The sequence below is a fragment of the Bacillus sp. MMSF_3328 genome (assembly GCF_030733525.1).
Classification (GTDB): Bacteria; Bacillota; Bacilli; order Bacillales; family Cytobacillaceae; genus Bacillus_AB; species Bacillus_AB infantis.
The window spans coordinates 52,232-64,441 of sequence record NZ_JASHIV010000006.1 but is presented as its reverse complement, the minus strand read 5'-3'; the positions used below and the strand labels follow the sequence as shown (position 1 = coordinate 64,441).

Here is a 12,210-nt window from a genome sequence, read left to right as displayed (position 1 = left end):
GCTCTGGCATTTGTTTGGTCAATCGTCTATTAAAAAAAAGAGCCAAAAGAAGGAGGCTTCCTTCTCTTGGCTCATGTCCAGTTCTATCGCCTGGGTCATTGCTGCCTGTTATGATTCGGTTTTAAGATGAAGAGGCACACGCTTTTGTCTTGTTCAAAATCCCATGAAACAAACACATTTTCCAGCTCTGCATCCAAATAGTGTTCGAACTGCGGCCTGTGCTCCATGAACAATCTTTTTTCCAGATCCCGTTTGGCGAGGGTAAGCACTTCCGGATAGCCCTGCCGGATTAATTCTTTTTCAACAGCTACCAGTATTTGATTCCGGACAATCACAAGAGTCCTTGGATTCAGCAGGGAAGAATATACTTCGCCTGGAGGCTTTTCGGCTTCCAGACTGACTTGGATGACTTCCTTATGTACAGCTTCCTGGTTCTGATAATGGCTGTATTCCGGGGCGGCCTCTGTCGAAACGCCGATGAACATCCCTGAATGGCTTTCCAGATTCCAGTCATAATAGAATTCATCAATGGTGACGCCTATATCCATTTGGATATATACCTTTATCTCCTCTATGAGTGCGGGCATCAGCATGTCCCTGATTTTCTCGACATACTTGCTTTGCTCTGTATCTAATAATCTATCTTCTATCTGTGACATAAAGTCTTTCATATATACAGTGATATAAGGGGGAGAAATAGTGGCAAACACGGCCCCCGGCCCCTTGCCAAAAGCTCCGCGCAAAACCCGTCCAATAAAAGATCCCAATTCTTTTTCTTTTTTCTTAATGTCCATTCTCGCCATCCTTTAGATTCAGGCATCATATCCCAAATCCGTTCAGCAGCGGGGACGGGGATCGTTAGTCTTGAGATAATGCAATTATACCGTAAAAAACTGGATCTACCTATTTATTCTTCCAAAATTAAAATATTCCTCTATATTTTTACAGATTATTCATAAAATATGTTTTTTTTGTGATAAAAAGGGGAAAATTATGTTGTGGAGATTTGCCTTTTAGGAGTTTCCCTTCTGGCAGGCAGATGCTAAAATGGAAAAAAGGAGAGAGGATATGATGCTTCTTTCTAAGTGCAGGGATAGACGGAAACATGGAAATTAAGGCGCAGCAGACAAAACTGTCGAACAACTTTGGCAAGCTGCTGCGGGAGAAGTTCGGAAAAGGCCCGGAAGCCATTTACGTGACGGTATCAAAGCCATATGTCCTTATTTATATAAGCGGCTTTATATCAGCCACTGAGCAGGTGCTTCTTGACCAGGGCCAGGATTTGACGGTACTGACAACAAGAGAATATCTGATGAAATCGCTTGACCCTGAAATGCGGGGCCAGATCAAAGCGATCACGGATATAGACATTCAGCATATGTATTATGATTGGAATCTTGACAGGCAGACAGGGGTCTTTGTCGGCGTAGGCCCGTCCATTGTGGCTGAAGGCAAAGATTCAGAATCTGACTACAAGGGAAAGAAAAAGGTCCACGAAGAAATCATCAGCATAAGCAGGCAGGCGGAGAAAGCCCCGGATCGGGTTGAATCTTATATGCTCGGATCCCGGACATTGGTTGTCATCCGCGAGGGAATATTGGTGCCGATCGAAAAGCAGCTGATAGCCCTTGGGTTTGTTGAAACGCTCCGGGTTGCCAAAAGGCAACTGGAAGGTGAATTGCTCAGCAATGATATTCATTTTTCTGCTATCCTGGAAGCGGGGATACAGGACGTTTTTGTTGATTGGAATTTTGAACTGGATAACAGTGTTATTTCTTTTATACTCAAACCTAATGATTCATAAGGCAGTAATGAACCGGACAAATTGTGCCGGACATAAGCCGAAAAGAACAGGAGATCCTGTTTTTTTTCGGCTTTTTTCTTTTGCTCAGCAGCAGATTTTGCAATAGGGCCAATGGGACCTATTATAACAGGAGGATATCGATGGCACACAAACAGCCAAAGACTGGCATAATGGAGGAAGAACTGGATTTGTTTATGGAAGAACTTTTTCGTCTGAGGCAGGATTATGAACAATGCGAAGATGAAATTTATCAAAAAGAACTCCAGGCTGATATTGAGGTTCTCTTAGTCGTTATAAACAGGATGCAGAGAATGAGACATTCCTGAAAGATAGGAGAGCAAGAAATGAAGGAGAGGCAAAGCCCCGCCTCTCCTTAAGAATGGCCCTGCCCTCTATTCCTCTCAAACCCCAAATACCTTGTTCCCTGAAACGTCAGCATCCCGGCGTCTCCTTCTGCAAGTAAACCATATTCTTTCCCTGATACATGGAATTCCGAGCGGTCGCCGCTGTCAAATTCAAATGTCACATAATAGCGGGTGCTTGAGGAAACATGATGATGGTTATCATGATGGGCATGTGATCTCCTGGATACATCTGTCCGCTTTGATTTGACTGCGGCCGTTACACTCAGCCTGGGGGACTGCTCATTTTTCTGCCACTGGCCGACCCCTTTGAAGATGTTGAATATAAGGCCGCCGATAACGATGATAAATATGATGCCAATAAAAACGGGGGCAGCCTGAAAGATAAAGTCCCCCATGAAAAATGGTTCTGGCATATCAATGCTCCTTTCGCAGTGTCCTCTATAAAGCATACGTTACAGAGCAGGAAAAGGTTTCAAGAGTCCTATTGTATGAGGCCTGTCCTATTTGCCTTTCGGGAAGCCTCCCTGACCATACCAGCGCATTACTAAGAATATAGGAGTTAAAAAGCTCTGAAGTCAGCTCACCATATTTCATCATGAAATATGCGCTTATATCGGAATTTACAGAAAAATTCCACTATAGTATTATTTTTATATACCTTTTTAAAAGGTCAGCGGGAAGGTACCCCTGCAAAAGCCTTCCAAGTAAAGCCTGTCACAACAAGCTTTGCACGCTGCTGCCCTTTTTAGGGCCCTCTGTTTTATCCTATTTAACCTCGTACTGCAAAAACACACGATCTTATTTCATTCATGTCAAAAAACATTCCAGGACAGTTGTAAGATCAAAATTTACCGTAAGGAGTGGTTGGTTGGAAACCGATATTAGAAAACCGTCTTTTATTTATGCGCTATTAATGCTATTTGCGGCGATTGCCGTTATTTCGGTCGGCATTCTTGCTTTTGATGCACCGATTCAAATTCTGATGTTTATTAGTATGCTTGTATTGATCCCTTTCATGATGGGATTGGGATACTCTTATAAGCAAGTGGAGAAATCGATGCTGTCATCGATGAGCAAGGCGCTGCAGCCTTCGCTGATTCTATTAACCGTCGGCATTTTAATCGGTGCATGGATTGCATCTGGAACCGTGCCTACCTTGATCTATTATGGAATTAAAGCCATATCTCCACAGTTCTTCCTTGTTACGACTCTTTTGTTCTGTTCACTGGTGTCTGTGGCAACAGGGACTTCCTGGGGAACCATCGGAACAGCAGGGATTGCCATGATGGGTGTAGGGACCACATTAGGCATACCTGTCGGCGTGACAGCCGGCGCCATCATTAGCGGTGCGTATTTCGGGGATAAAATGTCGCCCTTGTCTGACACGACGAATCTGGCTCCGACCGTCTCAGGCGGAGATTTGTTCAGCCATATCAAGCATATGCTCTGGACGACTGTACCCGCTTATCTGATCACGGCGATCATTTTCACCTTCATTGGCTTTAGATACAGCGGAGCCACTGTAGATGCCGCAAGTGTAAATGAACTGACATCCTATTTGGCTGAAGCATTTAATCTCGGGCTGGTGCCGATGATTCCTGTCATCGTCCTGATCGGGATGCTTATGCTGAAAAAGCCGGCCATCCCGGCCATCTTTATCGGTGCAGCCGTTGGCGGAATCATTGCCATCGTTTATCAGGGCTTCAGTTTTTCAGAAACGATCAGCATTTTTTATAATGGCTATGGAGTAGAGTCCGGCATCGAAATGGCCGACAGCCTGCTTCAGCGCGGCGGACTGGTCAGCATGCTGGCGCTCATTGCGCTGTTCCTGTTCGCGCTCGGCCTTGGCGGGATGCTCGCCGAATCCGGCGTCCTGGAAGCGCTCATTGCTTCTTTTGCTGATAAGATCCAAAGCACTGGTGTTTTATCCCTTGTGACAATTCTTGTCAGCTATGCAACACTTGCCATCGGCGGATCGGTATACTTCTCGACCGTCATGGGCGGAACACTGATGAGACCTATTTTTGAACGGCTTAACCTCAAGCCTGAGAATCTGTCGAGGATATTGGAAGACACCGGGACACAAAGCTCCTCACTTGTCCCGTGGACTGGAAGCGGCATTTATACCGCAGGCGCACTTGGCGTTGCAACAGGGGCCTATCTGCCATTCTGTTTCCTTGCCCTGATCACTCCGCTCGTATCCCTGTTCTACGGATTCACCGGGCTGACCATGACTGAGAAAGATCGTCCAAAGAAGAAAACTTCCATGAAAACGGTGGAAGCATCATAACATAATAAAGAGGCTGCCAGACAATGTTGTCTGGCAGCCTTTCTTTATTTTCACCCTAATCCTGCTCTTCTTCTTTCCCTGAAGAACCCATCGCTTTCATAAAATAAGCAGTTGGCAGCAGGACACCAATGGCAGCTTCAAGCAGGGCAAAAAACCGGAGTGAACCTACCGGGATCAGGTCTCCGTAGCCGACAGATAGAATGGTGACTCCGCTGAAATAGAGCAGATTCATAAACGATTGGTCGGCAGGCTTCCCGTCCAGTGTTCCAACCCGCAGCACCACATCATCGAATGAAAGGGCGTAAAAAATGACGGAAAAGCCAAGCGTGAGGCCGAGCATCACAAAAAACAACTTCAAAAATAAGACAGAGCTGAAGCGGCTCTTCTTATAGGACTTATTGGCAAAAAAATAATACAGATTTGCCCCGATAAAAACGAGGGCAGCCCCTGTTAAAACAGAACTCAAAACAAAGTGAACCTCCTTGTATCCAGCCTATATTATGTATTTGACCTTAATGGTCGGCGGGTAAACGTTAGAACTGCCAGCAAACGTTCCTATCTGGTAAAAGGAGGAAATGCGGCCGGTGTGAAGAAATAATATGCATGGAAGCGAAACGGATGAAAAAAGAAGAAAGATGACGGATAAAATTGGGCTCTCATCATCCTTATCTTATACGCATCCTTGCAAACTAGAGAAAAAGGAAGGGGAGAAATATGCCTGCTGCAGTACTGAAAGAACTAAATGGAGAATGTCTTGGGGAAGGCTGCTACTGCCTGCGCAGCAAGCCGGGTTCCTCAGGCTACCAAAATAAAAATCTATGGCTGACCGAGAGATTTACAGAGGGCCTGAAGTATTTGAAAGTCCTGGAGAACGGCAGACAGGCCGGATTCATTGAATATACGCCGATCGAATTTTCCTCAAGGGCTGTCTATGGGGAAAATTATCTTGTCATCCATTGCCTTTGGGTGCATGTGACAGGGAAAGGCTATGCCTCGCAATTGATTGAGCGTTGCTTGGAGGATGCCAGAAAGCAGCAGAAAGCAGGTGTCATCGTAATCACGAATCCGGATACCTCCTGGACGCCAAGCGCCGACATTTTCATCAAGCATGGATTTGTGGAAAAAGGAAGGGCTCCCTATGGGTTCGAGCTCATGGTTTATAAATTTGGGGATGATCCTGACCCCTATTTTCCCGGTGACTGGAAGAAGCGGCTGGAACCATTCGAGGAACTGACGATTCTGCGAATGCCGCAGTGTCCGTTTGTGGAAATTGCGGCAGACAACCTCACAGCCGCTGCAGAAAAACTGGGGCTGAGAGCGAATATCATTGAGCTGACAAGCAGGGAAGAGCTGCTGCGCCTTTCGCCGGCACCGTATGGCATTTATGGGGCAGTTTTTAAAAAGAGACTGATTTCTTATCATAGGCTGACTGTGCATTCGGCGGTGAAGCGATTAAAGGCGCTGGGTGGCTTAGGCTAGATTTGGATTTTCAGCGATATGGTGAGGCAGGGTCTTAAATTTTATTTCCGGTCTTTTTACATTAATGGCCAAGCCGATGTATCTCCCTGCCCATCGATTCAAGAATATACACAACCGGAACCTGAGTGGTGATATTCGACTCTCCCATAAACTCTTCGCTTACATAATAAGAGATATTTAAGTCAGATATCTTTGCAATCGTGGAAGCGCGGTTATTCGTAATGCTGATGACTCTGCTTCCTTCCTGCTTCAGCCTATTCAGGTGGGCAACTGTAAAAGGCGTTTCCCCTGAAACGGAGAGGGCAATGACAACGCTGTTTTTCTGCCACTTTGAATGGATCGGAAAATGAGGATCTTTTATATACAGCGAGAAAGCGCCTAAGCTTGAAAAATATCTTGCCCCATATTCCGCCAGGATGCCTGAGCTTCCGATCCCGATAAAAATGACACTGTCTGCCTCTGCCACAAGCCTGGAAGCTTTTGCAATGCTCTCCTCAAGATCCCCTTTAAGCGCCCTTTCCAGAAATTCGGCTGCCGACTCCCGTGAGCTTTTGATGTTTGCTCCCTGCTGTTCTTTCAGCTCCATTTTCAGCTTTACCTTAAACTCCGAAAAACCTTCGCAATTCAGTTTGCGGCAAAAGCGGAGAATCGTACTTGTCGACACATGTGTTTCATCTGCCAGCTCCCGGATCCGCATATAGACCACTTTCTCGCGATTTTGGGAAATATAATTATATAGAGAAATCTCAAGCGGATTAAAGCTGGCAATCATTTCATTTGTAAACAAGGCTGTTCCGCTCCTATCTAAAGGATATCATCAATCGTTTTTCTATTTTATCACAAGCATGCTCTCTGAAACATAGTGTTTCAGTTATGAAACAATTCTCATTTTCGGTAAAAAAGAACTGAATGGGCAGTCTTCATTTACTCTTCTTGAGATTCAGCGTTAAGATACTTAGTACAAGGCTTATTAAGAGAAGAATAAGCTAAAAGTAAAATAGGATCAGCCAGAGGAGGCAACATCATGAAAGAATACCGTTTTCCAGAAGGTTTTTTATGGGGAGGCGCGACGGCAGCCAACCAAATAGAAGGCGCCTATAATCAAGGAGGCAAGGGACTGAATATAGCAGACGTCCTTCCCGGCGGAAAAGGGCGCTATGACATTTTAACAAGGCCGGGCTTTGACTTTGAGATCCATCCTGACGATTACTATTATCCCAACCATGAAGCGATTGATTTTTACCATCGCTATCAGGAGGATATCGCTTTGTTCGCGGAAATGGGCTTCAAGGCTTTCCGGATGTCGATTGCGTGGACGCGGATTTTTCCGAACGGGGATGAAGCTGAAGCAAATGAAGAGGGATTGGCATTCTATGACCGTGTCTTTGATGAGCTTCATAAGCATGGCATTGAGCCGGTCGTAACACTCTCCCACTATGAAATGCCGCTTCATCTGGTGAAGGAATATGGCGGCTGGAGAAGCCGGAAGGCCGTTTCTTTTTTTGAAAAATATACAAGGACAGTTTTAACCCGTTATAAGGATAAAGTAAGGTATTGGATGACCTTTAATGAAATCAACAGCGGCCTTGTCATGCCGATTCAGGGGCTGGGCTTTTCCATCCAAGAAGAAAAAGACCGTTATCAAGCCACATTCCAGGCGTATCACCATCAATTTGTCGCCAGCGCTCTTGCAGTGAAGCTGTGCCGGGAAATCAGCCCTGAATCCAGGATCGGATGCATGATCCTGTTTGCCCCTGTGTATTCTTATGACAGCAATCCGGCCAATGTGATGCACAGCTTAAGGGAAGAACAGCTCTTCAACTATTTTTGTGCAGATGTGCAGGTCAGGGGAGCATATCCTTCCTATATGGACAGATACTTTAAAGATCATGGTATCCAGCTTGAAATGGAAGAAGGAGACCTGGATATTATCAGCGAAGGGACTGTCGATTATATCGGCTTCAGCTATTATATGTCCCGCACCGAGAAGAAGGAGAAGTCAGATGAAGAAGCTTCACAGGGCAATCTGATCGGAGGCGTCCGCAATCCGTTCCTGAAGAGAAGCGACTGGGGCTGGGAGATTGATCCAGAAGGGCTGCGGATCAGTTTGAACCTGCTGCATGACCGCTACCAGAAGCCGCTTTTCGTAGTTGAAAACGGTCTGGGTGCCTATGATGAACCTGAGGAAGACGGCACAATCAATGATGATTACCGGATCGATTACCTCCGCGGCCATATTGAAGCGATGGGGGAGGCCATTGAAGACGGAGTTGATTTGATGGGCTATACAAGCTGGGGCTGCATCGACATGGTCAGCATGTCGACGGGTGAATTCTCAAAGCGCTATGGATTCATCTATGTGGACAAGCAGGATGACGGAACCGGCACCATGGAGAGAAGCAGAAAGAAATCTTTTTATTGGTATAAGGATGTAATCGGGACAAACGGGCGTACACTATAGGGTACAAGAACCCGGATGTACCCAGTCTAAGGCTGCTGTAACCGGCAGCCTTTTTATTTGGGCAGGCATCCTATTCAAGGGAGATGTCACAATGAGTATTATCCTCGCATTATTGGCCGCTCTTTTCGCCTCAATGACCAATATCCTGGCGAAAATCGGGATGGAAAATGTAAACACCAACCTGGCAACTGCCGTCAGGACGATCGTTGTCCTGCTCCTCGCTTTCCTCATGGTCCTGATCACAGGCAAGTTCGGCACAATCGCTGCGATACAGCCGAAAGCCATGCTTTTCATTATTTTATCAGGCTTCGCCACAGGGCTGTCCTGGCTGTTTTTCTTCAAAGCGCTGGGAATCGGCGAGGTTTCCAAGGTCGTGCCGATTGATAAGTCCAGCATCGTCCTGACGATCATCCTCTCCATTTTGCTGCTTGGCGAGCCCGCAGCGCCCCAAATCCTGGCCGGAGGTGCCCTCATCACCATTGGCACCTTCGTGCTGATCGGCAAAAATGAAGACAAAAAGAGATTCACCGGATCACAAAGCTATATTGTGTACGCGATATTGGGCGCTGTTTTTGCTGCCCTGACCTCAATCCTGGCCAAAATCGGAATGGAGGGGGTAGATTCCAATGTCGCTACCTTTCTGAGGACCATCGTCATTCTCCTGTTTGCATGGGCCATTGTTTTTTACCAGAAGACATACCGGGAAATGAAAACTATCTCCTCCAAAGGCTATCTGTTTCTCATCCTTTCGGGAGCGGCAACAGGGCTGTCCTGGCTCTGCTACTTCGGGGCGCTCGCGATTGGCAAGGTCTCCGTCGTGGCTCCGATTGACAAATTCAGTGTGGTGATCACTATGATTTTGAGCTTCGTTATTTTAAAAGAAAAAGCGAGAAAGCATACTATTGTGGGCGGGGCAATCATCACTTTGGGGACGGTTTTTCTAGTTTTTTAGTATAGGGATTCAAAATATTCAATGAAGTTATGGGGCTGCTATTCCTTTTTAGGAAAGCGGTCCTGTTTTGTTTGAGAATCCCGTGAAAAAGCAGTCCTTATACAACCAAGCTAAGTCACCGAAAATCAAAAATATTATAAATAGTCCATTTTTGCACAAATAGGATGGCCGTCATTTGGTCTTCCTCATTTCTGAACCGTGGGAGTATAGTATAAATAAGGCAACACTCTTTTAAAAGAGAAAGCTTTTGCACATTCTAATGTGCAAAGGAGGAACAGTCAATGTTTATCGATAAACGAAGTATGTCTTTATTGACTTACCTTGCAAAGCAGGATACTTATGTAACCATTAAAGCCCTGATCGAGAAGTTCAATATATCCAGAAGAACAGTGTATTATGACATAGGGAAAATTAACGGCTGGCTGGAGGATCGGCATCTACCCGCAGTTAAATACGTCAGATCAACAGGTTTTAAGCTGGAGGACGAAACGAGGGAAGCGGTGTTAACCGATGCCGGCACAAAGACGGTTCAGCATTATGAGCTTTCTCAGGTAGAAAGAAAAGGCCTGCTTGCAATCTATCTCATGTCATCAGACAAGGCTTTATATCTGGAAAGCCTGATGGAGAGAACAAGGGTGAGCCGCAATACAACCATTGATGATCTGAAAGAGCTTAAAGCAGATCTGAAAAAGTATTATCTCAAACTTGTATGGGATCGAAAATTCGGCTACCTCATAGAAGGTGATGAGGGGAGTAAGAGGAAGGCACTCATTTATTATCTTCAGCATGCACTGCCGGCAGGTGCAGCGGAGAACCTGTTTTGGGGACGGGAGCTTCCTTTCCGGAACTACTATGAGGAAATTGATCTATGGGATGATGAGAAATTATACTCAGTCCAGCATTTGGTGACAGCTACAGAAAGAGAGCTTGGCATCCAGTTTACTGACGAATTTCACTATAATCTCGCTTTCCGGCTTCTGCTCTTTGCAAGCAGAGCGGCCCAGGGAGACGAAGTTCAGATTGACGGCTATGAAAAGGAAGCACTTGCAGGAACAATGGAATTCCGTGCTGCACAAGCCATCGGCAAGGGACTTTCAGATCTGTTTCGTTTAAAGCTTCCTGAAGATGAAATCTATTACATTACTAAACATCTGCTTAGTTCCCGGGTAAATGTGACGAGTGCCCCCTTTCACGAAGATAAGGGGCGAATAGCAAAGCAGCTCATGCAAGTAGTCGAGGAAATGGTGACAGATTTTCAAAGATATGCCTGCGTATTCTTTGAAGCGAGGCAAGAAATAGAGAGCGGCCTTCTGCTTCATGTTAAACCCGCATACTATAGGGTTCTTTACGATATTGAAGCTGAAACTGATATTGCTTCCGCTATTAAAGAAAAATATCCAGATATCTTTCAGCTGACCAAAAAAGTCATTCCCAGCCTGGAGAAGCTAACTGGCAAAGCGGCGAGCGATAACGAAGTTGCCCTCATCGCACTTCATTTTGGCGGCTGGATGAGAAAGCTGGGGACGCTACCCGCAAAAAGGAAGAAAGCACTCGTTGTATGTACGAGCGGCATCGGCACCTCCCGCCTTCTCCAGCATCAGCTTGAGGGATTGTTTTCTACCGTAGATATAGTTGGCTGTTTTTCTTTAAGGGAGTACAAAAACTATGAAAATCAGGCTGACTTTATTATCTCCACCACTGATTTGAAGCAGAACCGAATCCCTGTTTTTACAGTAAGCGCCATCCTAACAGAGAATGAGAAGGAAGAGCTGCTCAAAAAGGTAAACGCTATCATTGGTGTTAAGCCAAAGCAAAGATCTGTAGAAGCATTAATAGACATTATCGGGACCCATTCCGTTATCAAAGACAAAAAGTCATTGCAAAGGGCTTTGCAGACCTATCTTGCAGAGAACAATACACAGGTGCAGAAAATAGAAAAACCGCGGCTGCAGGATTTGCTAAAGCCCTCGCATATTCTCCTCGAGGATGATGCTGCGGACTGGAAGGAAGCAATCAGGCTTGCTTCCAGGCCTCTGGTTGAGAGCGGAGCCATAACAGAAGGCTATGTTCAAAAAATGATAGATACCGTTGTGAAGATGGGTCCATATATTGTCATCGCCCCTGGGGTTGCGATTCCCCATGCCAAGCCCGAAGATGGAGTAGAAAAATTGGGGCTGAGTTTGTTGAGGCTGAAAAATGGCATCGCTTTCTCCGGACAAAAGAGCCATGAAGTAAATTTAATTGTTGTACTGGCTGCAATAGATGGTGACTCTCATCTGCTGGCACTTTCTCAATTAACGCGCATGATGACTGCAGAAGGCAATAAGCAGCAGCTGATAAAAGCAGAAAGTGCAGATGAGATCTTTGAAATGATTAGACATTACTCAGCACAAGATCAGTGAACAAGAGAGGTACATCAACATGAAGTTTATTGAAGAGAACCTGGCTGCTTTCAATGTAGAAGCGGCAACACCTGAAGAAGCCATTAGGAAGGCAGGAAAACTACTTGTTAATGGCGGAGCGGCTGAAACATCTTATATTGAGGCTATGGTCAGCTCCTATCACAAAAACGGCCCTTATTTTGTACTGGCCCCCCAGATCGCCCTGCCGCATGCAAGACCGGAGGACGGGGTGAAGGAAGCATCGGTATCCTTTGTAAAACTGAAAGACCCGGTTGTTTTCGGCAATAAGGCCAATGATCCAGTTCAGCTGGTATTTGCTTTAGGGGCATCAAGCAGTGACGAGCATTTGCAGATTCTGCAGAAGCTGATGGTTATGCTAAGTAATACTGAGAATGTAGAGAGATTGAAGCAGAGTTCAAGCTATGAACAAATACAAGAGATATTAGGGAGGAACTAA

12 protein-coding genes are annotated in these 12,210 nt (G+C 45.7%); 8 read left to right on the top strand and 4 right to left on the bottom strand.

Translation table 11 applies throughout. The features are described 5' to 3' along the window. Positions 1 to 95: 95 nt before the first annotated feature. Positions 96 to 794 (bottom strand): Na-translocating system protein MpsC family protein, encoded by a 699-nt coding sequence (locus RBB45_RS12205; RefSeq protein WP_009791854.1) that lies wholly within the window; start codon positions 792 to 794, stop codon positions 96 to 98. A 311-nt stretch (positions 795 to 1,105) separates the two neighbouring features. On the opposite strand from RBB45_RS12205, the gene RBB45_RS12200 reads away from it, so the two are divergent. Both RBB45_RS12200 and RBB45_RS12195 read left to right on the top strand, forming a co-directional pair. Then, positions 1,106 to 1,804, top strand: a complete 699-nt coding sequence (locus tag RBB45_RS12200) for a Na-translocating system protein MpsC family protein (protein WP_009791852.1) — start codon at positions 1,106 to 1,108, stop codon at positions 1,802 to 1,804. Positions 1,805 to 1,944: 140 nt separating this feature from the next. Next, positions 1,945 to 2,130, top strand: a complete 186-nt coding sequence (locus tag RBB45_RS12195) for a hypothetical protein (protein WP_306009625.1) — start codon at positions 1,945 to 1,947, stop codon at positions 2,128 to 2,130. A 47-nt stretch (positions 2,131 to 2,177) separates the two neighbouring features. Here the strand turns inward: RBB45_RS12195 and RBB45_RS12190 are convergent, their stop codons facing one another. Then, positions 2,178 to 2,582, bottom strand: coding sequence for a DUF2500 domain-containing protein (locus tag RBB45_RS12190; RefSeq protein ID WP_094769120.1), 405 nt, complete (start codon positions 2,580 to 2,582; stop codon positions 2,178 to 2,180). A 455-nt stretch (positions 2,583 to 3,037) separates the two neighbouring features. Between RBB45_RS12190 and nhaC the strand changes: the two genes are divergently transcribed. Continuing rightward, positions 3,038 to 4,459 (top strand): Na+/H+ antiporter NhaC, encoded by a 1,422-nt coding sequence (gene nhaC, locus RBB45_RS12185; RefSeq protein ID WP_306009624.1) that lies wholly within the window; start codon positions 3,038 to 3,040, stop codon positions 4,457 to 4,459. A gap of 55 nt (positions 4,460 to 4,514) precedes the next feature. Here nhaC and RBB45_RS12180 read toward each other — a convergent pair whose 3' ends face one another. Beyond that, entirely contained in the window at positions 4,515 to 4,925 is a 411-nt protein-coding gene (locus RBB45_RS12180) for a potassium channel family protein (RefSeq protein WP_009791840.1), read from the bottom strand. A gap of 248 nt (positions 4,926 to 5,173) precedes the next feature. Between RBB45_RS12180 and RBB45_RS12175 the strand changes: the two genes are divergently transcribed. After that, the gene (locus RBB45_RS12175; protein ID WP_306009623.1) at positions 5,174 to 5,938 is read left to right on the top strand and encodes a GNAT family N-acetyltransferase; all 765 of its coding nucleotides are present in this window, start codon (positions 5,174 to 5,176) and stop codon (positions 5,936 to 5,938) included. Between the two features lie 61 nt (positions 5,939 to 5,999). Here RBB45_RS12175 and RBB45_RS12170 read toward each other — a convergent pair whose 3' ends face one another. Then, positions 6,000 to 6,725 (bottom strand): MurR/RpiR family transcriptional regulator, encoded by a 726-nt coding sequence (locus RBB45_RS12170; RefSeq protein ID WP_009791838.1) that lies wholly within the window; start codon positions 6,723 to 6,725, stop codon positions 6,000 to 6,002. Between the two features lie 237 nt (positions 6,726 to 6,962). Here RBB45_RS12170 and RBB45_RS12165 point away from each other — a divergent pair, with 237 nt between their 5' ends. The 4 genes from RBB45_RS12165 to RBB45_RS12150 all read left to right on the top strand — a co-directional run bounded on the left by RBB45_RS12165 (position 6,963) and on the right by RBB45_RS12150 (position 12,210). Further along, entirely contained in the window at positions 6,963 to 8,399 is a 1,437-nt protein-coding gene (locus RBB45_RS12165; protein ID WP_224951316.1) for a glycoside hydrolase family 1 protein, read from the top strand. 91 nt (positions 8,400 to 8,490) lie between these two features. Further along, positions 8,491 to 9,351: an EamA family transporter gene (locus RBB45_RS12160; RefSeq protein WP_224951318.1), complete on the top strand. Its 861-nt coding sequence runs from the start codon at positions 8,491 to 8,493 to the stop codon at positions 9,349 to 9,351. A 281-nt stretch (positions 9,352 to 9,632) separates the two neighbouring features. Then, positions 9,633 to 11,753: a BglG family transcription antiterminator gene (locus RBB45_RS12155; RefSeq protein WP_306009622.1), complete on the top strand. Its 2,121-nt coding sequence runs from the start codon at positions 9,633 to 9,635 to the stop codon at positions 11,751 to 11,753. 19 nt (positions 11,754 to 11,772) lie between these two features. After that, on the top strand, positions 11,773 to 12,210 hold the full coding sequence (locus tag RBB45_RS12150; protein WP_224951321.1) for a PTS sugar transporter subunit IIA: 438 nt from the start codon (positions 11,773 to 11,775) through the stop codon (positions 12,208 to 12,210).

What these genes read in the sequence shown, in the direction of transcription:
- RBB45_RS12205 (WP_009791854.1), bottom strand. Translation starts at nt 794, where the DNA reads ATGGACATTAAGAAAAAAGAAAAAGAATTGGGATCTTTTATTGGACGG.
- RBB45_RS12200 (WP_009791852.1), top strand. Translation starts at nt 1,106, where the DNA reads ATGGAAATTAAGGCGCAGCAGACAAAACTGTCGAACAACTTTGGCAAG.
- RBB45_RS12195 (WP_306009625.1), top strand. Translation starts at nt 1,945, where the DNA reads ATGGCACACAAACAGCCAAAGACTGGCATAATGGAGGAAGAACTGGAT.
- RBB45_RS12190 (WP_094769120.1), bottom strand. Translation starts at nt 2,582, where the DNA reads ATGCCAGAACCATTTTTCATGGGGGACTTTATCTTTCAGGCTGCCCCC.
- RBB45_RS12175 (WP_306009623.1), top strand. Translation starts at nt 5,174, where the DNA reads ATGCCTGCTGCAGTACTGAAAGAACTAAATGGAGAATGTCTTGGGGAA.
- RBB45_RS12165 (WP_224951316.1), top strand. Translation starts at nt 6,963, where the DNA reads ATGAAAGAATACCGTTTTCCAGAAGGTTTTTTATGGGGAGGCGCGACG.
- RBB45_RS12160 (WP_224951318.1), top strand. Translation starts at nt 8,491, where the DNA reads ATGAGTATTATCCTCGCATTATTGGCCGCTCTTTTCGCCTCAATGACC.
- RBB45_RS12155 (WP_306009622.1), top strand. Translation starts at nt 9,633, where the DNA reads ATGTTTATCGATAAACGAAGTATGTCTTTATTGACTTACCTTGCAAAG.
- RBB45_RS12150 (WP_224951321.1), top strand. Translation starts at nt 11,773, where the DNA reads ATGAAGTTTATTGAAGAGAACCTGGCTGCTTTCAATGTAGAAGCGGCA.